Source organism: Truepera radiovictrix DSM 17093, assembly GCF_000092425.1.
Lineage (GTDB): Bacteria > Deinococcota > Deinococci > Deinococcales > Trueperaceae > Truepera > Truepera radiovictrix.
Window position 1 is genome coordinate 228954 of record NC_014221.1, and the last position, 25561, is coordinate 254514.

Consider the following 25561-nt stretch of genomic DNA (forward strand, 5'->3'; position numbering starts at 1 on the left):
AGTCAGGAGTTCTTCTGCGTTCTGACCCCTGACGACTGCCTTTTAAACCGCGCGATAAAAAAGCCGTCCAGACCCCCCAGCGGCAGGACGCTCGAGCCCTCCGGGGCGTTGTCGGCGGGGAGGTCGAAGAGAAACGGCTCGGCCTCGAAGTCCGGGTGCGTCTCCAGAAACCACCGCGCCATCTCCGGCCCCTCGGCTTGGGTGAGCGCGCACACCGCGTAGACGAGCAGACCGCCCGGGGCGGTGACGGCGGCGGCGCTCCGGAGCAGCTCGCGCTGCAGCGCTGCGAGCGACCGGGTCGCCTCCGGGGTCACCCGCGTGCGCAGCTCGGGGTGGCCGCGCAGCGTGCCGGTACCCGTGCAGGGGGCGTCGAGCAGGACCTTGGGGGCGGGGGGGAGGTCGGGGGGGGTGCGCAGGTCGTGCACCACGCCCCGCGCGCGAAGCCCCAAGCGGCGCAAGTTGGCCGCGGCGCGCTCGAGCTTGTTCGGGTGCAGCTCCACGCTCGTGACGTCCGCTCCCAACGCGGCGAGCTGCGCCGCTTTGACGCCGCTCCCGCTCGCGAGGTCGAGCACCCGTTCGCCGGGTGCGACCTCCAAAAGCCGTGCGGGGAGGCTCGAGGCCGGGTTTTGCGGCTGCACCCACCCGCGCCGGAACGCTGCGAGCTCCCCCAAGGGTTTGCTGGGTCGCACGGCGAGGGTCCCCTCGATGGGCCCCAGGGTGACCTCGCAGCCCTCCTCTAAAAGCGCGTGCGTCGCTTGGGGGTGGTAGGCGAGCAGCCACAGCGGTTCGCCCGCGACCATCGCCGCCGCGACCGCCTCGGCCCGCTGACGCCCGAAGCGCGCCTCCCACTCGGCGTAGAGCCACGCCGGCAGGCCGTAGCGGGTTGCAGGGGGGAGCTCTCGCGCCTCGACGCGCCGCAACACGGCGTTGACCAACCCCGCGAGGCGGCCGTGGCGACGCTTGACGATCGCCACCCACTCGTTGACCACCGCGCGCCGCGGCGTCCCCGAGTAGAGGGCCTCAAAGGCGCCGAGCCGGAGCGCGTCCAAGACGCCCGGCGGAAGTTTGGCGGGGTTTTGAAGGAGCGGCCTGAGCTGCGCGTCGAGGGCGAGCTCGAGGCGCAAGCTGCCGTAGACGAGGTGGGTGACGAAGCCGCGGTCGGCGGCGCTCAGCCCCCCCCTGGCGAGCGCGTCGGAGAGCACCGGCGCAGCGAAAGCGCCGCGGTGAACGCGGCGCAGGATGCTGAGGGCGGTTTCCCTGGCAGTCATGTGAAAGGCAGAAGTCAGGGGTCAGTACTCAGGCGTCAAAGGCTTCTGACCTTGACCTCTGACCACTGGCTACTCGCTTACCGCCTGCTCGCCATGATGAAGTACAAGAGGTAGGCGATCGAGGTCGCGGCGGCTGCGACGTAGGTCATGGCGGCGGCGGTGAGCACGCTCCGCGCCCCGCCCGTGTCGCGCTGCGTCACCAGACCGAGCTGGTTGAGCTGCACGAGCGCGCGCCGGCTGGCGTCAAACTCGACCGGCAGCGTGATGACCTGGAAGAGTACCGCCGCCGAGAAGAGCAAGATGCCCAAGTTGAGCATCCCCGTAGCGCCCAAGAACAGCCCCATCATCGCTGCGAGCAGGCCGAACTGCGAACCGATGTTGGCCACGGGCGCGAGCGCGCTCCGCCACTGCAGGGGCGCGTAGGCGCGCGCGTGCTGGATCGCGTGGCCGACCTCGTGCGCGGCGACCGCCATACCGGCGACGCTAGCGCGCCCGTAGATGCCGTCAGAAAGCCGCACGACGCGTTTGATGGGGTCGTAGTGGTCGGAGAGCTGCCCCGGGACGCGCTCGACTCGGACGTTGGTGATGTTGTTCGCGCGCAAAATCGCGTGCGCGACCTCCGCGCCGGTGAGCCCAGAGGCGTTTTGTACCCGCGACCAGCGCGCGTAGGTGGCGCGTAACCAAGCGCTCACGGCGAGCGACACGAAAAAAGCGACGAAGCCGATGAGGTAGTATCCGGTTACCCCTACGCCGACCGTTTCTCCCTGCATGTTTCCTCCTTGCGAGCGCCCCGCACCGTCGGGTGGGGGCGGATACCGTCTAGTTTATCACAAAAAATGTGAGTATGGCTCGCTCAAGTTTAACGATCCGTTCGCGGTGCGGTCACGCCGCTGTCACGGTTTCGCGAGGTGCTGCCGAGGTGCCGCGCTCCGAGGCTGCGCTGCCGAGCCCCGCACCCGAACGCTGACGCGAAAGGGGCCCTGTGGGGCCGTGGCCACGTTAGGGGGATTCAGGCGACGTCTCTAGGGCGTACGCGCGGACGGTAAAGCGCACGGCTGTGCGCTCCTCGTGCTGCAGCTCGAGCTTGACGAACGAGGGTTGGGTGGTGAGCTCGAGCCCGTCGGGCTCGATGTACGAGCGCGCGATCGCAATCGCTTTGACCGCCTGGTTCACCGCTTGGGGCCCGATCGCTTGCACCTCGACCTCGTGCTCGCTGCGCAAAAGGGCAGCGATCGCCCCGGCGACGGAGTTGGGCCGGGAGTTTCCCGAGACACGTAGCGTTTCGATGATGAACCCTCCTTTAGGCGGGTATGGCGGCGCCTAGTGACCTCGCAGGGCACAGCAGGCGACCGGATGTCGTTCATGATAGCCGTATTAAGGTGAAAAAACTATCCCTTACCCCAGTCGGCGCGACACAATCGGCCACCTGCCTCCCGGGTAGGGTGCCCCGGCGAAGCGGGCGCCACGGCGCGCCGTACGCCGAGCAGCGCGCATAAAGTTGCGAAGCGTTGCTTGACAGTTTCGCCCCCCTCTGTCATACTCCGCTGTAGATGACACCCGCTCCGACCCCCCCCAGCGCGAGACCCCTTTTCGGTGACGCTCTGCTGCCGGTAGCCGCGCTAGTCCTCATTCTAGGGCGCAGGGGCGTGGTCTAGTCGCGTTTACAGACCGCTACGACGCCCCCGCCCCACGAGCGGGGGCTTTTTTTGGTGGCTAGAAAGGAAGCGTATGGCTAGGAGGGGACGATGAACGGCGCAGCCGCACTGTTACACGCTCTAGAGCGCGAGGGGGTAGAGATCGTCTTCGGTCACCCCGGCGGGGCGATCATGCCGACTTACGACGCGCTCTACGACTCGCCCATCAAGCACGTGTTGGTGCGTCACGAGCAGGCCGGAGCGCACGCCGCCGACGCCTACTACCGCGCTTCGGGGCGGGTCGGGGTCTGCTTGGCGACCTCGGGGCCGGGGGCGACGAACCTGGTGACCGGCCTCGCGACCGCCTACATGGACTCGTCGGCGGTGGTCGCGATCACGGGCAACGTCCCGATGTCGCTCATCGGCACCGACGCCTTTCAAGAGGCCGACGTCTACGGGATCACGCTGCCTATTACCAAGCACAACTACCTCGTCAAACACGTCAACGACATTCCGCGCGTGGTGCGCGAAGCGTTCTACATCGCCGCCTCGGGGCGGCCGGGGCCCGTTTTGATCGACATCCCCAAAGACGTGCAGCAAGCCCCCTTTACGGGCAGCTTCGAGGTGGCGCTCGACCTCCCCGGTTACAAACCCACGACGGTGGGCCACGCCAAACAGCTGAGGCGCGCCGCCGAGGCGATCCGCGCGGCCAAGCGCCCGGTGATGATGGTGGGTGGCGGCGGTCAGGCGGCCGCCGCGGAGATCATGGCGTTCGCCGAGCGCACCGGTGTGCCGGTGATCACCACGCTGATGGGGCTCGGCGCCTACCCCGCCGGGGCCGAGAACGCCCTCGGGATGCCGGGGATGCACGGCACCGTGACGGCCAACCGCGCGATCACCCACTGCGACCTCATCATTGGGGCGGGGCTCCGCTTCGACGACCGCGTGACGGGGAACCTCAAGCGCTTCGCCCCGAACGCCACGGTGGTGCATATCGACATCGACCCGGCGGAGATCTCCAAGCTCGTCCGGGCGCACGTACCGGTCGTCGGCGACCTCCGCGACGTGCTGCCGCGCCTCGGCGAGCTCTTAGAGCCCCTTAACATCCCCGAGTGGTGGACGCAGCTCTCCGAGTGGAAGGGGCGCTACCCGGAGCGGTTTAAAAAGGACAAACCGCTCGTCTCGCAAGAGGTCATCCAGATGTTTCGCGAAGCGACCGGCGGCAACTGCGTGGTGACGACCGAGGTCGGGCAGCACCAGATGTTCGCCGCACGCCTTTTCCCCACCAACCGGCCCCGCACCTGGATCACCTCCGGCGGCCTCGGCACGATGGGTTTCGGGCTCCCCGCCGCCATCGGCGCCGCTTTCGCGCGCCCCGGCGAGCAGGTGGTGTGCGTCGCGGGCGACGGCTCCGTGCAGATGAACATCCAGGAGCTCGCGACCATCTATAAGCACCAGCTGCCGATCATCGTCGCTATCTGCAACAACGGCATGCTCGGGATGGTGCGGCAGTGGCAGGAGATGTTTCACGCGCAGCGCTACAGCGAGGTCTACTTGGCCGACTCGAACCCCGACTTCGCCAAGCTCGCCGAAGCTTACGGCTTAGACGGCTACAACATCTTCGACCGCGAGACGGCTGCGCAGCTCATCCCCGAGGTCTTGGCCAAAGGCAAGCCAGCCGTCATGAATTTCGTCGTCTACGAGGCTGAAAAGGTCTTCCCGATGGTGCCCGCCGGGGCCGGGGTCGATGAGATGCTCATCGGCGACCAGGAGCCCGAGGACCTGACGCCGCAGCAGGTCGCTGCGACCGAGGTCACGGCAGCCGAGCTCGTCGCCGCCGACCCCAGCTTGGAGCGCGCGCCGGAGGGGGAAAAGGAGCCCGCATGAGCGTTCACAAACACGTCTTGAGCGTGACTGTGCGCGACCAACCGGGGGTCTTGATGCGCATCGCGGGGCTTTTCGCGCGGCGCGGCTTTAACATCGAGTCGCTGTCGGTGGCGCAGTCCGAGATCCCCGGTATTAGCCGCACGACCTTTACGGTCTCGGGTGAGGACGCCACCATCGAGCAGGTGCAGAAGCAGCTGCAAAAGCTCATCGACGTGCTTAAAGTCATCGATCACTCCGAGGCCAAGTTCGTCGACCGCGAACTCATGCTCATCAAGGTCGCGGTGCGCTCGCCCGAAGAGCGCGTCGAGCTGCGGCAGGTCGCGCAGGACTTTCGCGCCCGCATCGTCGACGTGCACCGCGACGCGCTCGTCTTCGAGGTCACCGGCGACGAGGGCAAGATGGACGCCTTTATCGAGCAGATGCGGCCGTTTGGCATCTTAGAGCTTATCCGCACGGGCCGCGTGGCCCTCACCCGCAGCGCCGCCGACAGCAAGGTCACGGGTCGGCCCACCGTCAAAGCCGCCTAGCGCAGCACGCCGCACCACCCCAAGGAGTTTTTATGGCCAACATCTACTACGACACCGACGCAAACCTCGCGCACTTAGAAGGCAAGACGGTCGCCGTGATCGGCTACGGTTCGCAGGGTCACGCCCACGCCCTAAACGCCAAGGAGTCCGGCGTTAGGGTGGTGGTGGGGCTGCGCAGGGGCAGCGCCTCGTGGGCCGAGGCCGAGGGTGCAGGGCTCGAGGTGATGGAGGTCGCCGACGCCGCTCGCGCGGGCGACCTCGTGATGATCCTGTTGCCCGACGAGGTGCAGGCGCAGGTCTACCGCGAGCAGGTCGCGCCCCACTTGGAGGAGGGCGACGCGCTCCTGTTTGCCCACGGCTTTAACATCCACTTCGGGCAGATCCGCCCACCTGAGCACGTCGACGTCTTTATGGTCGCGCCCAAAGGGCCGGGGCACCTCGTGCGCCGCACCTTCACCGAGGGGGGCGGGGTGCCGTGTCTCGTGGCCATCCACCAGGACGCCACGGGCACCGCCAAAGCGCGCGCCCTGGCCTACGCCAAAGCCATCGGCGGGACGCGCGGCGGGGTTTTGGAGACCACCTTTCAGGAGGAGACGGAGACCGACCTCTTCGGCGAACAGGCGGTGCTCTGCGGCGGCGTCACTGAACTCATGCGCTCGGGCTTCGAGACGCTCGTCGCGGCGGGCTACCAGCCGGAGGTGGCCTACTTCGAGTGCGTCCACGAGATGAAGCTGATCGTCGACCTCATCTACGAGGGCGGTTTCGAGCGGATGCGCCACTCGATCTCGAACACCGCCGAGTACGGCGACTACGTGACGGGGCCGCGCCTGGTCACCGACGAGACCCGCGCCGAGATGAAGCGCGTGCTACGCGACATCCAGACGGGCAAGTTCGCGCGCGACTTTCTCTTGGAGAACCAGGTCGGTCAGCCCACCTTAAACGCCGGACGGCGCGCGACCGCGTCGTCGCAGGTCGCCGAGGTCGGCGCGCGGCTGCGCAAGATGATGCCCTTTATCGGGCGCAAAGGCTAGCGCGGGCGGGGCGTTCACAGCGGTTTTCGGATGCATCAGGATGTCCCCAAGCAGTCTATGTTGGCCGCCCTGCGCAGGCTGACCGAACAACCTGCGACTCCAGCGCTCCTCGACCTCTGGCCACTGATGACTGGCTCCTGACTTCTGGCCCCCGAAAGGAACCACCATGGCCTACATTAAAATCTTTGACACCACCTTGCGCGACGGCGAGCAGACGCCGGGCGTGACCCTGAACACCGCCGAAAAGGTCGAGATCGCCAAGCAGCTCGCCCGCTTGGGCGTCGACATCATCGAGGCGGGTTTTCCGATCACCAGCACCGGCGACTTCGAGGCAGTCAGCCGCATCGCCAAAGAGGTCTCGGGGCCGACCATCTGCGCGCTCGCGCGCACCGCGCGAGCGGACATCGAGCGCGCAGCGCAGGCGTTGGAGGGCGCTGAACGGGCCCGCATCCACGTCTTTACCTCGGGGTCGAAGATCCACTTGGAGCACATGCTCCGCAAGACGCCGGAGGAGGTCATCGAGGCGTCAGTCGAGAGCGTACGCTTGGCGCGACAGTTCACGGGCGACGTCGAGTTCTCCGCGCAAGACTGCACGCGCAGCGAGCTGGCCTTTCTCTACGCGCTCTACGGCGCGGCCATTGAGGCGGGCGCGACGGTCATCAACATCCCCGACACGGTCGGTTACGGGATGCCGCTCGAGTACGCCGAACTGATCCGCAATATCCGCGACAATGTTCCCGGCGCCAAAGAGGTCGATATCAGCACGCACTGCCACGACGACCTGGGGCTGGCGGTCGCCAACTCGCTCGCGGCGATCGGCGCCGGGGCGACGCAGGTCGAGTGTACGGTCAACGGCATCGGCGAGCGCGCCGGCAACACCTCTCTAGAGGAGGTGGTGATGGCGCTCGGGACGCGGCGCGACGTCTGGGGCCACGAGACCGGCATCAACACCCGCGAACTCTACCGCACCAGCCGGATGGTCGCGATGTATACGGGCGTCTCGGTGCCGCCCAACAAGGCCGTGGTCGGCGACAACGCTTTCGCCCACGAGTCGGGCATCCACCAAGACGGGGTGATCAAGGCGCTTGAGACCTACGAGATCATGAGCGCCGAGACCGTCGGCCGCGACGCCGGGGTGTTGGTCATGGGCAAGCACTCGGGCCGCCGCGCGTTTCGCAAGACCCTGGAGGAGCTTGGGTACGAGCTGGACGACGAGAAGGTCAACGTCTTGTTCAAGCAGTTTAAAGACCTCTGCGACCGCAAGCAGAAGGTGACGTCCGAGGATATTCGCGCGCTCATCGACGCCGAGACGGCGCGCGTGCCGCAGACCTACGAGCTCATGAGCGTGCAGTTCCAGTCGGGCACCGGGATGATCCCGGTGGCGACGGTGCGGCTCAAAACCGACACCGGCATCTACGAGGAGGCGGCGACCGGCGACGGACCCGTTGACGCGGTGTATAGGGCGCTCGAGCGGGTCGCGGGGCTGCCGTTAAAGCTCGAGTCCTACGAGATCCGCAGCGTCGGGAGTGGCAAAGACGCCCTCGGCGAGGTCAGCATCCGCGCCTCGCAGGGAGAGAGGTTGGTGCACGGCCGCGGCCTCTCGACGGACGTCATCGAAGCCTCGGCGCAGGCGTACGTAGACGTGCTCAACAAGTTCGCGGCGGGGATCGGCAAGGCGTCGGCGCAGCAGGTGGCGACGCCGTGAGGCGCCTACGGAGATGTCAGTACTGATGACGGCCGTTGAAATCTACGACACCACCCTCCGCGACGGCACCCAGGGCACCGGTTTCAGCCTCACCTCCGAGGACAAGGTCGCCATCGCCAGGCGCTTAGACGCCTTCGGGGTCGACGTCATCGAGGGGGGCTGGCCGGGGTCGAACCCCAAAGACGCGCGCTTTTTCGAGCTGATGCGGGGGGTCGCGCTAACGCGCGCGCGCCTCGCGGCCTTCGGCTCGACGCGGCGCAAGGGGGTGCGGCCCGAGGAGGACGCCAACTTGCAGGCGCTGCTGGCGGCTGACACGCCGGTCGTGACCATCTTCGGCAAGTCCTGGACGCTGCACGTCCGCGAGGCGCTCGCGGTCAGCCTAGAGGAGAACCTCGCCATGATCCGCGACTCGGTGGCGTTTTTGCGCGCGCAGGGCCGCGAGGTCTTCTACGACGCCGAGCACTTTTTCGACGGTTACCGCGCGGACGCCGCCTACGCGCTCGCGACCCTCGAGGCCGCCTGCGAAGCGGGCGCCTCGCGGCTCGTGCTCTGCGACACCAACGGCGGTTCGCTCCCCGAGTGGGTGCACGAGCGCACCGCCGAGGTGTGCGCGCGCTTCGCGGTTCCCGTGGGTATCCACCCCCACAACGACGCCGAGTTGGCGGTCGCGAACGCGCTCGCGGCGCTGCGCTCGGGGGCGCGGCAGGTGCAGGGGACCATCGGCGGGTACGGCGAGCGCTGCGGTAACCTCAACCTGGTGAGCCTCTTGCCGACCCTTAAACTCAAGCTCGGCTTTGCGCAGCCGCAAGACCTGTCGGGTCTGCGCGAGCTCGCCCGCTACGTCGACGAGCGCGCCAACATGCCCCCCAACGTGCGCGCGCCGTACGTCGGCGACGCGGCCTTTGCCCACAAAGGGGGGGTGCACGTCTCGGCGGTCGCCAAAAACCCCGAGACCTACGAGCACATCCCGCCGGAAGCGGTCGGCAACCGCCGTCAGGTGCTCCTCTCGGATCTCTCGGGGCGGGCGAACGTGCTCGCCAAGTCGGCCCCCGGCGACGGGGCGCCGGAGGCGGCGGCGGCGATCCTCGCGCGGCTTAAGGAGCTCGAGCACCGCGGCTACGCCTTCGAGGGGGCCGAGGCGTCGTTTCACCTCATGAGCCTCAAGGTGCGCGGGCGCTACCGGCCCTACTTTACGCTCCACGGCTACCGCGTGACCCTGGACAAACGCGACGGCGACGCCGAACCCCTGTGCGAGGCGAGCGTGCGCGTCGAGGTCGCGGGGCAGCTCGAGCACACCGCCGCAGCCGGCCACGGTCCCGTGAACGCCCTCGACCGCGCGCTCGGCAAGGCGCTGGGACGCTTTTATCCGAGCTTGGCGCAGCTTAGGCTCACCGACTACAAGGTGCGCGTCCTCTCGGGCGCGGAGACGGGCACGGCGAGCGTGGTGCGGGTGCAGGTCGAGACCACCGACGGCGCCGACACCTGGGGGACGGTGGGCGCCAGCAGCGATATCATCGACGCGTCGTACAGCGCGCTCATCGACGCTATCGAGTACAAGCTCCACAAAGACGCCGTGACCCCGCAAGCGGACCTCGAGGGGCGCGCGGCGGGCGTGTCGGCTGAGGTCGTCGCGTGACGCCGCGGCCCGCACGCTGCTGAGTGTTTATGCAGCCTCGGCCGTGGGTGGGTGCGGCGATGGGGGTTGAGACGCCCCTACGCCGACACCTTTTGCGTGTTTTACACGGGTTTATGCATGAAAATTGACACCCGCTTGGGGGGGCGCTAAACTTAGGGGCGCCGCACGTCCCAGGCGGCACAACCACTACCAAGTACCCTCACCTTCTAGGCGCGCCGCGCGCCCTTTACCCCTCGCTGACGCTGCGGTCTTCGGTCACCTGCAGCGCTCTTTACCGCTTCCACTGCAGCTGTCTCGCCCGAAAGGAGCGCCCTTTATGAAGCAACCTAGGTCCAACCTCTCCACCCTCGCTTGGCCGCACGAACGCGACGCCTGCGGAGTGGGGTTTGTCGCCGACCTGCGGGGGCGCCCCTCACGCGCGGTGTTGCAGCACGCTTTGACGGCTTTAAACAACCTCTCGCACCGCGGTGCGGTGAGCGCCGACGGGCTCACCGGCGACGGCGCCGGGGTACTGACGCAGCTCCCGCACAAGCTTTTCCGGCGCGACCTGGACGCTTGGGGGGTGTCGCTCGGCGAGCGCGACCTCGCGGTCGGGGTGTTTTTCGTCGATAACGCCGCCCCCGTCGAGCGGATGTATAGGCTCGCCGACGAGGTCATCCGCGCCTCTAGGCTGCGGCTGTTGGGTTGGCGCGACGTGCCCATCAACGATGACGCTTTGGGCGAGGAGGCGCGCAGCCGCCGTCCCGTCCTCCGGCACGTGCTCTTGGGGCGCCCCGAGGGGTTAGGGGACGACGCCTTCGAGCGCCTTTTGTACCTGACCCGCAAGCGCCTCGAGCGCCGCTTGACGGAGGCGAACCTAGGCCGCTTCTACATCCCCTCGTTCTCGCACCGCACGATCTCGTACAAGGGCCTCATGGTCGCGCCGCAGCTCGCGCACTTTTACCGCGACCTGGCCGACCCCGACTTTGAAACGGCGATCGCCGTGTTTCACCAGCGCTACAGCACCAACACCATGCCGCGGTGGTCGCTCGCGCAGCCCTTTCGCTTTCTGGCGCATAACGGCGAGATCAACACGCTTCAGGGCAACGTCAACCTCATGCGAGCGCGCGAGGGGGTGCTCTCGAGCCGCGTCTGGGGGGACGCCGCAAAGGAGCTGTTGCCGATCATCCAACCCGGCGGTAGCGATTCGGCCGCGCTCGACAACGCCTTTGAGCTGCTGACCCTCTCCGGCCGCGACCCCATGCACGCGCTTATGATGCTCGTTCCCGAGGCCTTCGAGGAGCGCGCCGAGATGGACGCGGAGCTGCGCGCCTTTTACGCGTACCACGCGACGCTGATGGAGCCGTGGGACGGCCCCGCCGCGCTGGCCTTGACCGACGGTCGCTTTGCGGTCGCTGCACTCGACCGCAACGGGCTGCGCCCGCAGCGCTACTGGCTCTCGAAGGGCGGGCTCGTCGTCGTCGGCTCCGAAGCGGGGATGGTACCCCTGGACGAGACTGAGATCATCGAGAAGGGCCGCCTCGCCCCGGGGAGCATGCTGGCGGTCGACACCTTATCGGGGCGCCTCTTGCGCAACGAGGAGATCAAGGCGCTCGTGGCGCGCAAACAACCCTACGGGCGCTGGCTGGACGCGCACCTCGTGCGCCCGCCCGAAGTGGCCCCGGACGAGCTCGCGCTCCGCGCGTGGGACGAGGCCGCGCTGCGCCGCACCCAAAAAGCCTTCGGTTACCATCAAGAGGACTACGACCGCATCTTGGAGCCGATGGCGGCGGGCGAGACGCCGGTCGGCTCGATGGGTGACGACACCCCCCTGGCGGTCTTGTCCGAGCAGCCGCAGGGGCTCTTTCGCTACTTCAAGCAGCGCTTCGCGCAGGTCACGAACCCGCCCATCGACCCGCTGCGCGAGCGCCTGGTGATGTCGCTCGAGACCGTGTTGGGGCCGCGCGGGCCACTCCTTGAAGAGGAGGAGCGCTCCGCGCGGGTGGTCGTCTTCCCGTCGCCGGTCATCGACGAGGGGCAGATGGCGTGGCTACGGGCGCAGAGCTGGCTGAGGCCGCACCTGCTGCGCGCGCGCTTCGCCGTCGCTGCGGGGCCGGAGGGGCTAGAGGGGGCGGTCGAGGCGCTCTGCGAGGAGGCGGTCGCGGCCGTTCGCGGCGGCGCCGGGCTCCTGCTCCTCTCCGACCGCGAGATCGGCCCCGACTGGATCCCCGTGCCGATGCTGCTCCTGGTGAGCGCCGTGCACCACCGCCTCATCGAGGCGGGCTTGCGAACCCGCACGGCTTTGGTCTGCGAGTCGGGTGAGGCGCGCGAAGATCACCACGTCGCCTGTTTGATCGGTTACGGGGCGGCGCTGGTGCACCCCTACTTGGCGTTCGCCTCCGCGCGCGACGCCGGTGCCCGCGCCAAGACGCCGATTCCGGCCGCCGAGGCGAGCGCCAACTACCGCTACGCGCTCGAGGCTGGTCTACTCAAGATCATGTCCAAGATGGGCATCTCGGCGGTCTCGAGCTACCGCGGCGCGCAGATCTTTGAAGCCCTCGGGGTCGCTCAGGAGGTCGTCGACCGCTACTTTACGGGGACGCCCAGCCGCATCGGTGGCGCCGACCTCGCGGTCTTCGCGACCGACGCGCTCGCCTTTCACGCCGAAGCTTTCGGCGAGGACCCGGCGCTTAAAGACCGCGGCATCTACCGCTTCCGCAAGGCGGGCGAGTACCACGCGCTCAACCCCTTGGTCTTTAAGGCGCTCCACAAAGCGGTGCGCACGGAGAGCTTCGAGGCGTATAACGACTACGCGCGGCTCGTCGACGAGCGCCCGCCGTGCAACCTGCGCGACCTGCTGAGCTACAAAAAAGCCAGCACCCCCCTCCCCTTGGACGAGGTCGAACCGGTCGACGCCATCGTCACGCGCTTTACCACCCAGGCCATGAGTCACGGTTCGGTCTCGCGCGAGACGCACGAGGTGCTCGCCGTGGCGATGAACCGCTTGGGCGCCAAGAGCAACTCGGGCGAGGGCGGCGAGGACGCGGTGCGCTTTAAACCCTACGAGCGCGACATGCCCGAGCTCTCGCACGCCCCCTGGCACCCCAAAGCGGGCGACTGGGCGAACAGCGCCATCAAGCAGGTCGCTTCGGGCCGCTTCGGCGTCACCCCGGCGTACCTAGCTTCAGCCCGCGAGTTGGAGATCAAGATGGCGCAGGGCTCCAAACCCGGCGAAGGCGGGCAGATCCCGGGGCACAAGGTCACCGCGGAGATCGCCCGCATCCGCCGCTCGGTCCCCGGCGTCACCTTGATCTCGCCGCCGCCACACCACGACATCTACTCCATCGAGGACTTAGCCCAGCTCATCTACGACCTCAAACGGGTGAACAAGGAGGCGCGCGTCGGCGTCAAGCTCGTCGCGACCGCGGGCGTCGGCACGGTCGCTGCTGGCGTCGCCAAGGGCTACGCCGACAACATCCAGATCTCGGGCTACGACGGCGGTACGGGCGCTTCACCGCTCTCGTCGATCAAGCACGCTGGGGTGCCGTGGGAGCTCGGGCTCGCCGAGGCGCAGCAGGTGCTGATCGAGAACGACCTGCGCGGGCGCGTGACGCTGCGGGTCGACGGGGGGATGAAGACGGGCCGCGACGTGGTTATGGGGGCGCTTCTAGGCGCCGAGGAGTACGGCTTCGGCACCTCCGCGCTGGTGGCAGCGGGGTGCACGATGCAGCGGGCCTGTCACCTCAACACCTGTTCGGTCGGGGTCGCCACGCAGCGCGAGGACTTGCGCAAAAAGTTCCCCGGTCAACCCGAACACGTGGTTAACTTTTTCGTCTACGTCGCCCAGCAGGTGCGCATGATCCTCGCCGAGATGGGCTTTCGGAGCCTCGACGAGATCATCGGCCGGGTCGACCTGCTCGAGCCGCGCGAGGTGGCGCTACCCAAAGCCGCGCACCTCGACCTAGGCGCCATCTTGCGCGACCCCGACCCGAGCGGTACGCGCGCGCGCCGCGCCCAGCGCCGCCGCAACGACCGCCCCGAGGACACCCCGCCCCTAGACGAGATCGTCTACCAAGAGGCGGCGGGGGTGATTCAGAACCCGCGGCCCTACCGCAGACGCTACGCCATTACCAACCGTGAGCGCTCGGTCGGGGCGCGCCTCTCCGGCGAAGTCGCCCGCGTCCACGGCGAAGCGGGGTTGCCGCCGGGGACCGTGCAGCTCCACTTCACGGGGGTCGCCGGCCAAGCGTTCGGCGTCTTTAACGGGGCGGGGGTGCAGCTCACGCTCGAGGGCGAAGCCCAAGACTACGTCGGTAAGGGCATGGCCGGCGGCGAGATCGTCGTCAAACCGCCCGCCGAGTCGCGGCTGACGCCGCACGACAACACCATCATCGGTAACACCGTGCTCTACGGGGCTACGGGTGGTGCGCTCTACGCCTCCGGGCGGGCGGGCGAGCGCCTCGCGGTGCGCAACTCCGGCGCCCGCGTGGTGGTCGAGGGGTGCGGCGACCACGGTTGCGAGTACATGACGGGCGGGGTGGTGGTGGTCTTGGGCCGCACCGGGCGTAACTTCGGCGCGGGGATGTCCGGCGGGGTGGCCTATGTCTACGACCCTGACGGCGCCTTCGAGGGGCGCTACAACCCCGGTATGGTCGCCTTGGAGCGCTTGGGGCCCGGTTTGGACGACGAGCTGCTGCGCGCGCTCGTATCGCGGCACGCAGCCCTTACCGGCAGCCCACGGGCGACCGAGCTCCTAAGCGCGTGGGAGGAGGCGCGGGGCCGCTTCTGGAAGGTCGTGCCCAAGGCCGAAGCTGCCGACGTGAACGGGGTGGCGGCGGGGGCGCTCGAGGCGCTAGTGCAAGAGGCGCAGGTCGGGAGCGTGGCACTCTAGGGACAGGGATTCATCAGCCTCGCCAAATTGAAAGCCGAAGCCAACTGACGCTCCGGCTTTCAATTTTGTATCTCAGTTCTTATTACCGTCTACCAACCCACTACGCCGAACAAAGCGTTACGCCATCACGACGTTTTTCGACCATCTTAACGAGCAACTATAGGCGCGCTGGCAACATCACGGTAAAGGGTAGCTGCGTCAATCGTAAGAGTTGCATTACTCGTACCATTAACTGTCCGTATCAAACAGGTAAAGCCAGTTCCTAAAACTCCACCGGTATTGTTATCTCGGGGAACCGTATAGCTGTTTGAACAATTGGACCCTTTTAGCAGATACACAGTCCCTGTGTTAAAACCTCTGTTTGTGATGAACTCAATAATCGTGCGATAGTTGCTACTTGCAGTTACCGCACAGCGTGTAGAAGTTGGCAAGCTGCCCTGATTAACATCTACTGTGAATCTCGCTCTGCTGACAGGTGAGATCGTGTTTCCTGAGCATGTATTGTACTATTTTGAGGAAAGAGTACTGCACCATCCTCAAAGGCGACAAGAAACGCGGAAAGTGTTAAAAGGACGACCGGTAAGCTAAAACGCTTCAAGCTTTTCCACTTCATAAGCACCTCCATACGGCCAATGGTCCCCTTAAGGGCGATAAAAAAGCACAGGGCGAATGACGTCTTGGTAGTAAAGGCTGGGTATTTCTAAAATCAGGAGAGTTTTCCCTTCCGGTGATAGCAAATCAAAGTAGTAGCGGTCACTCAAATTTACAGCAACCTCTGCCTGAATCAGTTCTTCTAGCTCATCTGATGAAGTTTGGGGAGCAATCGTCATACTGCTACGGATACTACGTTCGAGTTTTGCTTGATCTAAACCAGTGGCTTCGCGACTTGGTTTCCCTAGTTCAAGTTCTACGCGCTCGACCCCACCAACTCTGACAGCAACAAGCTTATCCTCCACAACCCTAATCGAACTGAAGTCTTGGGTTTCCGATTGGTTTTGGAAATATTCTAAAAGACTAGTCTCAGCACGAGATAGTGAGTGCAAAAGTTCACTGTGAGCTTCACTGCTAGTAATATGTACCAAAGAAGGTAATTGTGCCGGCACAGCTGCTCCGGATTTATGTTCATCTCTGGAATGCATTGAGCAAGCGGCTAGTGAGAACATGGCTAACACGCTTACAACGCTGCGGATGCTTCGTCCTCTCATACTACCTCCCCGTGAGTTACACAAATGGTTACCTGTAATGACCGAGCAACAGCTATGCCTTTGCTAGCATCCCTTCCCTTAATATGTCTGAAACATCTCAGGTTACAACTCCCCAAACAGCGCGATGTGATATTTTTTACACTCGTTTTATATTAAAATCTTAGAAGCGTTTCCACCGCTTCTAAGACCCGCTTGGCGTTCGGCCGGTAGTGATGTTCGATGGACGAAAAGGGCGGGTAGGGTGAATCCCAACCGGCAACGCGCAGCACGGGCGCCTGGAGGCTGTCGATGGCCTCCTCGGCGATCCTGGCGGCGACCTCCGCGCCGAAACCACCCGTGCGCATGGCTTCGTAGACGACCACCGCGCGCCCCGTTTTGCGAACCGACGCGAGCACCGCTTCGGTGTCCAAGGGGACCAGGGTCTCGAGGTCGAGCACCTCGAGCGCTACCCCCTCGGCCTGCGCGACCTCGGCCGCTTTTTCGCACACCTCGACCATGCCGCCGTAGCACAGCAGCGTCGCGGCGCCCCCCTCGCGCACCACTCGAGCCTTGCCGAGCGGGTGGGTGTAGGGGGACGTCGGGACGGCGGCGCGCACCGAGCGGTAGAGCTTGATCGCCTCCAAGAAAAAGACCGGGTCGGGGTCGGCCACGGCCGCGAGCAGGAGCCCCTTGGCGCGCTCCGGGTTCGACGGGATGACCACCTTTACGCCGGGCGTGTGCGCCAGCAGCCCCTCGGGGGAGTCGGCGTGCTGCTCGGGGGTGTGGACGCCGCCGCCGTAGGGGGCGCGGACCACCAGCGGCAGGCTGTAGCGCCCGCGCGTGCGGTGGCGGTAGCGCCCGACGTGCGAGAGGATCTGGTCCAAGGCTGGGTAGAGAAAGCCCGCGAACTGCACCTCGGCGACCGGCCGAAACCCCGCTAGGGCGATCCCGACGGCAAACCCCACGATGCCCGACTCGGCGAGCGGTGTGTCGAACACCCGCGCCTCGCCGAAACGCCCCTGCAGCCCGTCGGAGGCGCGAAACACCCCGCCCATCTTGCCGACGTCTTCGCCGAAGAGCAGGACGCGCTCGTCATTTTCTAAAGCCTGCTCGAGCGCCTGGTTGATCGCCTGCACCATCGTCAGGTTTTGGGTCGCGCTCCGGGTGGCGGTTTCGGGGTCTTTAAGCGCGCTCACGCAGCACCTCCCAGGCCCGCAGTTGGTCGGGGGTCATGGTCTCGAAGACGTGTTCGACGATCTCCTCGGGGGCGGGGGTGGGGGCGTCGTCGGCCTCGCGGACGGCCGCCTCCAGCTCCGCTCTAAGCTCCTCTAAAAGCGCCTCCTCCTGCGCGTCGTCCCACAGCGTAAGGTGGGCGAGCGCCGTGCGCATCCGTTTGACGGGGTCGCGGCCGATCCAGGAGGCCGCCTCCTCCTCGGTGCGGTAGCGGCTCGGGTCGTCCGAGGTGGTGTGCGGCGCCACGCGGTAGGTCATCGCTTCGATCAAGGTAGGCCCGCCCCCTTCCCGCGCCCGCGCCACCGCCTCTTGGGCGACCTTCCACACCGCAAGCAGGTCGTTGCCGTCGACCGTCACGCCGGGCATCTCGTAACCGGCGGCGCGCGCGGCGACGCGCTTGGTTTTCATCTGCCGCGTCGTCGGCACCGAGATGGCCCAGCCGTTGTTCTGCACGATAAAGACCGCCGGCGCCTCGAAAACGGAGGCGAAGTTGAGCGCCTCGTGAAAGTCGCCCTCGCTGGTGCCCCCGTCGCCGACAAAGGTTGCGACGATGGGTTGCGACCCGTTTTGCGCCCCCCGAAGGCGCAGCGCGTGAGCCAAGCCGACCGCTTGCGGCAGCTGCGTGGCGATGGGGACGTAGAACGGCAGGATGTTCACGCCCTCCGGGAAACGCCACCCGGCGGGGTGCGCGCGCCAGTAGAGGATCAGGGTCGCCAGAGGGAGGCCGTGCGTCAGCGCGGCGGCGCTCTCGCGGTAGGAGGGCACCAACCAGTCGGAGGGCTCAAAGGCCAGCATGGTGCCGACCTGCGCGGCCTCCTGTCCCCTATAGGGCGGGTACACGCCCAGTTTGCCCTGGCGCTGCAGGACGCTCGCGCGCTCGTCCCAGAAGCGGGCGCGGCGCAGCGCGCGGTAGCCGCGCACGAGATCGTCGTCGTCAAAAGGTAGGTTGCCCTTGGGGATCCCCTCGTCGCTCAGGTAAGCAAGCGTCTCCACACGTCCTCCAGTCGTCGCGCCCCGCGCGCGGCTGGGGACCGCTGCGGCGCTCGGGCGCTCTCGTCAAGGCTCAATCCCTGTCGTCCGTCCCCGCCAGTTTAGCATCTACCCCCTGACGCTTCCGGCGCGCTGCGGGCGGCGGGTACACGGGCAGCGGGGCGGCTTTGGGTGGGGCGCTTTCGTGTAGAGCTGTGTGGAGCGCGCCGTGGGGTGGCGTAGACCTGGCGACAGAGCGCATGATGAGCGCATGACGACAGCTTTGGCTCTAGCGCCCGGCGCCGCAGGGAAGACCACGGGGCAGGTGGCGCAGTGAAAGCCGCCCTCATGCACGCCTTTCGCGAACCGCTACGGGTGACCGACGTCCCCGACCCGGAGCCGCCGGCTGGGGGCGTCGTGATCCGCGTGGGCGCCTGTGGCGTCTGCCGCAGCGACTGGCACGCCTGGATGGGGCACGACCCCACCATCCGGTTGCCGCACGTGCCGGGGCACGAGCTCGCGGGTACGGTCGCGGCGCTCGGTGCGGGCGTCACGCATTGGCGCGTGGGGGAGCGCGTGACGGTGCCCTTCTGCTGCGGCTGTGGGCGCTGCCAGACCTGCAGGGCGGGGTACCCGCACGTGTGCGACGCCGAGTACCAACCGGGGTTTACGGGGTGGGGGGCGTTCGCTGAGTACGTCGCACTGCCCTACGCCGAGGTCAACCTCGTGCGCCTGCCCGACGCTCTGGGGTTCGTCGAGGCCGCCAGCCTCGGTTGCCGCTTTATGACGGCGTTTCACGCGCTCACCGCCCAGGGGCGCGTGCAACCAGGCGAGTGGGTGGCGGTGCACGGCTGCGGCGGGGTGGGGCTCTCGGCGGTGATGATCGCCGCGGCGCTCGGTGCCCGGGTCGTGGCGGTCGACCTGGACGACGCCAAGCTCGAGCGTGCCCGCGCGCTCGGTGCCGAGCACGTCCTCAGGAGCGCGCACCCCGTCGGGGCGATTCTCGAGCTCACCCAAGGGGGCGCGCACGTCTCGCTCGACGCTCTGGGCAGCGCCGCGACGCTGCGCAACTCGGTGCGCTGCCTGCGCAAAAAGGGGCGACACGTGCAGGTGGGGTTGCTGCTCGGCGAAAGCCGGCCCACCGCGCTGCCGATGGGTGAGGTTATCGCCAAAGAGCTCGAGCTGAGGGGCAGCCACGGCATGCCCGCGCACGCCTATCCGCAGATGCTACGGATGATCGCCGAGGGCACCCTGGCGCCGCAGAGGCTCGTCGGTAAGACGCTCACGTTAGAGGAGGCCGGCGCGGAGCTCGCCGCGATGGGCCGCTTTGCGCCGCGCGGGGTGAGCGTGATCGTGTTATAGCAAAAAAGCGGCCCCTTTGGGGGCCGCCTCAGCACTGCGTCTTGGGGGCGCGCTTAGAAGTGGTAGTTAAAGCCCAGCGCGCCGCGGGGGTCAAGGGTGAAGGGGAACTGGATACCGGTCCCGATCTCGGCGAAAAAGCCGATCTCGCGGTTGAAGCGGTACTCGCCGCCCAAAAAGCCGGCGAAGGCGAAGCTCGGCTGGACGGGGAAGATCGTCCCGAGGTCGAGGCTCGGGCCGCCGTAGAGCTGGATGTTCTCCTCGAGCGTCGCGATGTCAAAGAGCGCGTCGACCCCGACGCCGAGACGCGAGGTGAAAAGGTTACCCGAGAAGCGGAAGCGCAGGTCGGGCTCCGCGCCGAAGAGCTGCACGTCTTTGATGCCGTAGTGCAAGCTCGCAGGGAAGGGGAGCGCGGCGCCGACAAACTGCGTCGTGTCGAACTCGACACCGGGCGCGGCCTCGACCGCGACGACGACCTCAGCACCCTGCTCGGTCACCTCGGCGTCAACGGTCGTGTCCTCTTGCGCGAAGGCCACACCCAACAGGGCGAGGAGGCTGAGCAGCGCAACGATTCGCTTGTGCATGTTATCCCTCCAAAGTAGGTGAGAAGGTTAAAGCGCCCACTCACGTTCTGGCCTTTATATCACGCGTTTTTTAGAGCGAACAAGTAGGGACGGCTACAGCTTTTGTGAGTGACAGCCACAATGTCCCCTCCCCGAGGGGGTTAGCTGCCGCGGGTGCGCTCGTAGTAGCGCCGCAGGGCGCCCCGCTGCAGGGGCGCCGCGCGGTTGCAGAGCGGCAGCGCGCCGAAACGCTCCTTAAAGGCCGCGAGCAGCGCCGCCTCCTCGGCTTGGGGGACGCGCGCGTAGCGGTAGCGCCAGTAGGCGGCCCGCTCGGCGATGCAGGGCGCGCCGGAGCGGCCCGCGAGGTGCTGGCGGATGCGGTTGGGGACGTCCTTGGCCGACTGACCGATGTAGATCACGCGTTTGGCCTCGTCGGCGAGCTCGTAGACGCCCGGCATGGCGTCGCGGCCGCGGGGGGGTGGGAGCGCCTCTAGGCGGCGCCAACGCGCGGCGATCGGCACCTCAGCCCTCGAAACCGAGCTCGCGCAGCGCCTCGGGGTCCTCGCGCCAGGCGCGGCGCACGACGACCTCGAGCTCTAAAAAGACGCGGTGCCCCAAAAAGACCTCGAGCTGTTTGCGGGCGCTGCGACCGATCTCGCGGATCATGCTCCCCCCCTTGCCGAGGACGATCATGCGGTGGTTCGCGCGCTCAACCCACAGCTCGGCCATGAGGTAAAGGGGTTCGTCCCCCTCGGGGTCGCGCCACTGCAGCACCTGCACGGCGACCGCGTAGGGCAGCTCCTGCCGCAGGTGGGTCATGGCGCTCTCGCGGATGATCTCGGCGGCCCACGTCTCGCGCGACTGGTCGCTGCGGATGTCTTCGGGGAAGAAGAGGGGACCTTCAGCGAGCTCACCGAGGAGCTCCGCGCGCAAAGCGTAGACCGCCTCCGGGTCCTCGAGGGCGCTTAGGCGGTAGGTGCGGCTCACGTTCGGTACCAGCTCCCCGTAGAGCTCCAGGGCCTCGTCGGGGTACTTGGCGGCGTCGAGCTTGTTGCCGACCAGGTAGACGCGCGTGCTGGGGTCGAGGCCGCGCAGCAGCCGCGCGACCTCCTTGTCCTCGTCGCTGGGTGGGCGGCGCAGGTCGACGACCCAGAGGATGACGTCGACGTCGACGACCGCCGCGCGCACCTCGCGGTTCATAAACTCGCCCAGAGCGTCTTTCGCGCGGTGAAACCCCGGGGTGTCGACGAAGACGAGTTGGCGCACCTCCGACGCCTGCCGGTCGGTGTAGACGCCGCGCACGCCGCGGCGCGTGGTCTGCGGCTTCGGGGTGATGGGGGCGACCTTGACGCCTAGAAAGGTGTTTAACAGCGTCGACTTGCCGACGTTCGGTTTGCCTAGGATGGCGACGAAGCCGGAGTAGGTCGGGACCTCCGCGCTGCTCTGTGGTGCGGGGGCGTCGAGGGGCGGTGAGGTGATCTCTGAGGGGTCAGACATGTCGTCTCCTTGGCGGGGCGCGTGCTCGCCGGCGGTCACGGTCACCCTCGGTGTTGGGTGGAGCTCGTCGTAAACGTCGTGTGCGAGCGCCTTCGTAGAGCCCTGCGTGAGCGTGAGTATACAGCACCTGCGCCGCGCTGCCCGTTCAGCGCGGCGGGGCGCGCTCAGGTCGTGCTGCGCCCTAGGGTTGCACCTGCGCGGCGAGCTCGAGGCGGGTGCGGACGCCGAACTTGTCGAACAAGTTAGCGACGTGGGTCTTAACCGTCCGCTCGGAGATACCGAGCCGCTCGCCGATCGCGCGGTTGCTGAGCCCTTGCGCGAGCAGCCCGAGAACTTCGCGCTCGCGCTCGGTGAGCTGCGGGGTGCTGAGGCTCCCGATGGTGCGCGTCAAGAGCTCGCGGCTCGCCCAGATCTCGCCCCGGCGGAGCGCCTGCAGCGCTTTAAAGAGCTGCGCGTCGTCGTCTTGAGGGCTGAGGTAACCGCGGTAGCCGCGCTGCAGCAGCCGGATGACGTCGTCTTCGGTCCCAGAAAAGAGCGCCAGGGTGGGCAGGGGTGGCGGGGGCGGAAAGGGCGGCGCGGTGCGCTTCAGGTGCCACAGAGCGACCTCGACCTCCGGCGTGTGGATCGCGTGGGCGGTGAAACCGAGGTGCGTAACGAGCTCGATAAGACCGCGTTGCAGCAGCCGCACGTCCGAAAACACCCACACATGCATGGCGCTAAAAGACCCCCGGCAGATGTCGTAGGCGAGATAGCGGTCTGCGGCGCCTGCCGAGCGGCGCGCGTAAGGGGAGCGCGCTCGGCGACCACGACGGCACTGTTGTAAAAAGTCTGATGACCCGCCTCCAGCGTTGGCGCCCGTTCCCGATATCCCCCGCTGCGCCGGTCACCGCGCTCGCGGCGGCGTTGGCAGGTGCAGCCCTTGCGGCGGGACGTGCAGCGTCTCCGGCCCTTTTACGCTAGCACGCCGCTCGCTTTTCAGCGTGTGAACTACTGAGCTTTGGCGCGCCGAAGCGCCCACGTGGGCGACGCCCCTTCGGCCCTGGGCGTAGGCCTCGAGCGGCCTGCGGAAGGAGAACTTGCGCGGCGCAAGAAACCGCTCGGGGGGCGCCGAGGGCTCAGCCGTTCGGCGCTTCTAGCCGGGCACAAGGGCTCTTTACAGTGCGGACGAACGCCCCACCCCTGGCCTGCACCCGGTTGGCGGTTGTGCAAGCGCCCGTGAGGAGACCAGCAGCTATGGTACGGCCCTCTTGCCCCCCGTCGTCGTCGCGCCTACCCCCTTGTCACCCGCCGCTCCCACGCTCGTACCCGCTTTGCCTGGCGTGTCTTTGCCTGTGCCTGTTGGGGGGGTTGCTGAGCGGTTGTTGGCGAGCGCCCCCAGCCCTCGACCACGCCGCGCAGCAGCTCCCCCCCGAGGGGGGGCAGTTGACGCTCCCGGGTGGGGTGTCGGTCACGCTTAGCGCGGGCTTTTTGGCGGCACCCGCCGAGGTGAGTGTGACGCGTGCGGCGGTGCCCGAGCCCCTCCCCGCCACGTTCGCCGCGGCGTACGCGGCGGAGGCGATCGCCCCCGGGGTCACCGTCCGCTTTCCGAGCCGCGCGCTCGGCGACGCGGGGGGGCTCGCCGTGCGGGTGCCGGCGACCGTGCCCAAGCTAGAGGGCGAGGAGCGCCTGCTCGCCGAGGTGCAGCTCTTTTTGGGGGACGGCACCCAGCACTTTTTCTTTCAACCCTACGCGCGCGTCGAGGGACCCTTTACCCAGCCCGCCGAGGGGAGCGATACGGTGACCCTGAGCGCGGCGCAGCTTCGGCCGACGGGCGCGCTGCGGGAGGCCGCGGTGCGGGTGCACGTGCGCCCGGTGCGGCTCTCGAGCCCGCTTGCGCCCCTCTCGCTGCCGCAGGGTTTTGCGTTAGAGGAGGTTGTGAGCGGCCTCAACCAGGGTGTAGCGTTCGCCTTCGCCCCCGACGGGCGCGCGTTTATCGCCGAGAAGGGCGGGGTCGTGCGGGTCGCCGAACAGGGCGTTTTGCGCCGCGAACCCTTTATCGACCTCTCCGCACAGGTCAACCACTACCAGGCGCGGGGCCTTTTGGGGTTTGCGCTGCACCCGCGCTTTCCGCAACACCCCTACGCCTATGTGCTCTACACCTACGACCCGCCGGAGCTGCAGGGGCGGACGGGGATGGCGGCGCCCGACAACGCGGGCGCGCGCGTCGCGCGCCTCGTGCGGGTCACCGCCGACGCGGCGCGAGGCTACGCCGTCGCCGTGCCGGGGAGCGAGCGGGTCTTGCTCGGTACAAATAGCACCGCCGCGACGATCGGCAACCCGGCTGCGCGTAACAGCAGCGTGCTCTCGTGCGGCCCCTTGGGACGCCCCCTCGAGGACTGCATCCCGAGCGACGAGATCTCACACACCGTCGGGGGGTTGCGCTTCGGCCGTGACGGCATGCTCTACGTCAGCATCGGCGACGGCAGCAACTTTCTCAAGGTCGACCCCGCCGCCTTGCGCGCGCAGGAGCTGGACAGCTTGGCGGGCAAGCTGCTGCGGATCGACCCGGAGACGGGGCTCGGGCTCCCCGACAACCCCTTTTTCGACGGCAACCCCAAAAGCAACCGCTCGAGGGTGCTGAGCTACGGCCTGCGCAACCCGTTTCGCTTCACCCTACACCCGCAGACGGGCGAACCGTTTATCGGCGATGTGGGGTGGAACACCTGGGAAGAGGTCAACGTCGGCGGGGGGCGCAACTTCGGGTGGCCCTGCTTCGAAGGGGGGAACGGGCGGGCGTTGCAGCAGGGGGGCTACCGCGCGCTGGGGCAGTGCGCGGCGCTCTACGGGAGCGCCCAGGCCACCGCGCCAGCGCTCTACGCCTACCTCCACGGGTCGGGCTCGAGCTCGGTGCAAGTCGGCGAGTTCTATACCGGGACGCGCTACCCGGAGAGCTACCGCGGCGCGCTCTTTATCAACGACTTTAACCAGGGGCGGATCCGCACCCTGCACTTCGGCCCCCGTGGCGAGGTCGCTCGCGTCACGGAGTTCGCCACCGAACCCGGGGTGGTGCAGATGGGGATGGGGCCGGGGGGGGAGCTCTATCTGCTCAACATCTACGACGGCAAGCTCAAGCGCCTGCGTTACACCGCGCCGGCGGCGGCGCCGCTGCGGGCGGTCGCGAGCGGCGCGCCGCTGCAGGGTCCTGCGCCCCTGACAGTAGCGTTGTCGAGCGCGGGCTCGAGCGGTCAGGGGGGGCTCACCTACCTGTGGGATTTCGGCAACGGCGAGCGCTCGGAGCAGCCGCACCCCAGCGTGACCTTCGCCGAGCCGGGCCGCTACCGCGTCACCCTGTGGGTGAGCGACGAGGGTGGCGACGCGGCGCGGACGACGCTCGAGGTGCGCGTCGGCAACGCGCCGCCGACCGCGACGATCCTCTCGCCCGCGCCCGGCGCGCGCTACCAGGTGGGGCGGCCGGTGGCCTTTAGCGGCCGTGGGAGCGACCCAGAGGACGGCGCGCTGCCGGGGGGGGCCCTCTCATGGACGCTCAACACCTACCACAACGACCACGTCCACACCGACAGCCTGCCCCCCACAACGGGCGAGACGGGGGCTTTTGTCCCCGAAGACCACGGCGACAACACCTCGTTGGAGCTCTGCTTGACGGCGCGCGACCGCCACGGCGAGAGCGCCAGGTCGTGCGTGCGGCTCCTGCCGGAGACCGTGCGCTACACCCTCGATACCGTGCCGACGGGGCTCGAGCTGCCCTGGGAGGGGGTCATGCGCCAAACGCCCTTTACGGTCAGCACCATCGTGGGCGCCACGCAGCAGCTGGTGGCCCCCGAGCGGCAGGGGCGCTACGCCTTTAGCCACTGGTCCGATGGCGGCGCGGCGATCCACGACGTCCGCGTCGGCGCCACCCCGAGGCGCTTTGTCGCCACCTACCGCCGCAGCCAACGCCTGCGGCTCACCGCCCTCTGCCGCGACCGCTGGCGCGTGGTCAACCTCTCGGCCGACGCGGTGCCGTACCGCTGGCGGGTGACGCGCAGCGGTCAGGCGGGTTCGGGTACGGTGAGACCGCACGAGAGCCTGACGCTGCGGATCCCGGCGGGGACGAGTACGGTCGCCTTCTACGCCGGCGGCGGTTTCCACAGCACCCTCCGACCGAGTCTCGAGCGCTGCCGCTAAAACTGCAACCACTCAGCTGGGTCGGCGCGTAGGC

Annotated in this window: 18 protein-coding genes; 8 read left to right on the forward strand and 10 right to left on the reverse strand. The window is 67.6% G+C overall.

Annotated elements, in window-relative coordinates:
* Window positions 1–2 precede the first annotated feature (2 nt).
* From TRAD_RS01025 to TRAD_RS01035, 3 genes are all read right to left on the reverse strand, one after another.
* Window positions 3–1268, reverse strand: coding sequence for a transcription antitermination factor NusB (locus TRAD_RS01025; RefSeq protein ID WP_013176721.1), 1266 nt, complete (start codon window positions 1266–1268; stop codon window positions 3–5).
* Between the two features lie 77 nt (window positions 1269–1345).
* Window positions 1346–2038, reverse strand: coding sequence for a zinc metallopeptidase (locus TRAD_RS01030; RefSeq protein WP_013176722.1), 693 nt, complete (start codon window positions 2036–2038; stop codon window positions 1346–1348).
* A 229-nt stretch (window positions 2039–2267) separates the two neighbouring features.
* Window positions 2268–2555: a stage V sporulation protein S gene (locus tag TRAD_RS01035; protein ID WP_013176723.1), complete on the reverse strand. Its 288-nt coding sequence runs from the start codon at window positions 2553–2555 to the stop codon at window positions 2268–2270.
* Window positions 2556–3013: 458 nt separating this feature from the next.
* Between TRAD_RS01035 and ilvB the strand changes: the two genes are divergently transcribed.
* The 6 genes from ilvB to gltB all read left to right on the forward strand — a co-directional run bounded on the left by ilvB (window position 3014) and on the right by gltB (window position 14558).
* Complete coding sequence (gene ilvB / locus TRAD_RS01040) at window positions 3014–4789, forward strand: biosynthetic-type acetolactate synthase large subunit (protein WP_013176724.1); 1776 nt, start codon at window positions 3014–3016, stop codon at window positions 4787–4789.
* Entirely contained in the window at window positions 4786–5316 is a 531-nt protein-coding gene (gene ilvN, locus TRAD_RS01045; RefSeq protein WP_013176725.1) for an acetolactate synthase small subunit, read from the forward strand. Before ilvB ends, ilvN begins: the two co-directional genes overlap by 4 nt.
* 32 nt (window positions 5317–5348) lie before the next feature.
* A complete protein-coding gene (gene ilvC / locus TRAD_RS01050) occupies window positions 5349–6347 on the forward strand; it encodes a ketol-acid reductoisomerase (RefSeq protein WP_013176726.1) in 999 nt (332 codons plus the stop codon).
* Window positions 6348–6513: 166 nt separating this feature from the next.
* Window positions 6514–8052 (forward strand): 2-isopropylmalate synthase, encoded by a 1539-nt coding sequence (locus TRAD_RS01055; protein ID WP_013176727.1) that lies wholly within the window; start codon window positions 6514–6516, stop codon window positions 8050–8052.
* 25 nt (window positions 8053–8077) lie between these two features.
* Entirely contained in the window at window positions 8078–9688 is a 1611-nt protein-coding gene (cimA, locus tag TRAD_RS01060; protein WP_049772895.1) for a citramalate synthase, read from the forward strand.
* Between the two features lie 316 nt (window positions 9689–10004).
* Window positions 10005–14558, forward strand: coding sequence for a glutamate synthase large subunit (gltB, locus tag TRAD_RS01065; protein WP_013176729.1), 4554 nt, complete (start codon window positions 10005–10007; stop codon window positions 14556–14558).
* 641 nt (window positions 14559–15199) lie between these two features.
* On the opposite strand, the gene TRAD_RS15885 is transcribed toward gltB, so the two are convergent.
* The 3 genes from TRAD_RS15885 to pdhA form a co-directional block, all read right to left on the reverse strand.
* On the reverse strand, window positions 15200–15730 hold the full coding sequence (locus tag TRAD_RS15885; protein ID WP_185095183.1) for a hypothetical protein: 531 nt from the start codon (window positions 15728–15730) through the stop codon (window positions 15200–15202).
* A 185-nt stretch (window positions 15731–15915) separates the two neighbouring features.
* Window positions 15916–16881, reverse strand: a complete 966-nt coding sequence (locus TRAD_RS01070) for an alpha-ketoacid dehydrogenase subunit beta (protein ID WP_041947392.1) — start codon at window positions 16879–16881, stop codon at window positions 15916–15918.
* A gap of 43 nt (window positions 16882–16924) precedes the next feature.
* Window positions 16925–17968: a pyruvate dehydrogenase (acetyl-transferring) E1 component subunit alpha gene (gene pdhA / locus TRAD_RS01075; protein WP_013176731.1), complete on the reverse strand. Its 1044-nt coding sequence runs from the start codon at window positions 17966–17968 to the stop codon at window positions 16925–16927.
* A 309-nt stretch (window positions 17969–18277) separates the two neighbouring features.
* Between pdhA and TRAD_RS01080 the strand changes: the two genes are divergently transcribed.
* Window positions 18278–19306: a zinc-dependent alcohol dehydrogenase family protein gene (locus TRAD_RS01080; RefSeq protein ID WP_013176732.1), complete on the forward strand. Its 1029-nt coding sequence runs from the start codon at window positions 18278–18280 to the stop codon at window positions 19304–19306.
* A gap of 53 nt (window positions 19307–19359) precedes the next feature.
* Here the strand turns inward: TRAD_RS01080 and TRAD_RS01085 are convergent, their stop codons facing one another.
* The 4 genes from TRAD_RS01085 to TRAD_RS16670 form a co-directional block, all read right to left on the reverse strand.
* Window positions 19360–19887, reverse strand: a complete 528-nt coding sequence (locus tag TRAD_RS01085; protein WP_013176733.1) for a hypothetical protein — start codon at window positions 19885–19887, stop codon at window positions 19360–19362.
* Window positions 19888–20027: 140 nt separating this feature from the next.
* Complete coding sequence (locus TRAD_RS01090) at window positions 20028–20387, reverse strand: GIY-YIG nuclease family protein (protein WP_013176734.1); 360 nt, start codon at window positions 20385–20387, stop codon at window positions 20028–20030.
* A 1-nt stretch (window position 20388) separates the two neighbouring features.
* Window positions 20389–21363 (reverse strand): GTPase Era, encoded by a 975-nt coding sequence (gene era, locus TRAD_RS01095; RefSeq protein ID WP_013176735.1) that lies wholly within the window; start codon window positions 21361–21363, stop codon window positions 20389–20391.
* Window positions 21364–21544: 181 nt separating this feature from the next.
* A complete protein-coding gene (locus TRAD_RS16670) occupies window positions 21545–22069 on the reverse strand; it encodes a response regulator transcription factor (protein ID WP_049772896.1) in 525 nt (174 codons plus the stop codon).
* 716 nt (window positions 22070–22785) lie between these two features.
* Here TRAD_RS16670 and TRAD_RS01105 point away from each other — a divergent pair.
* Window positions 22786–25527 (forward strand): PQQ-dependent sugar dehydrogenase, encoded by a 2742-nt coding sequence (locus TRAD_RS01105; RefSeq protein WP_148221152.1) that lies wholly within the window; start codon window positions 22786–22788, stop codon window positions 25525–25527.
* Window positions 25528–25561 lie beyond the last annotated feature (34 nt).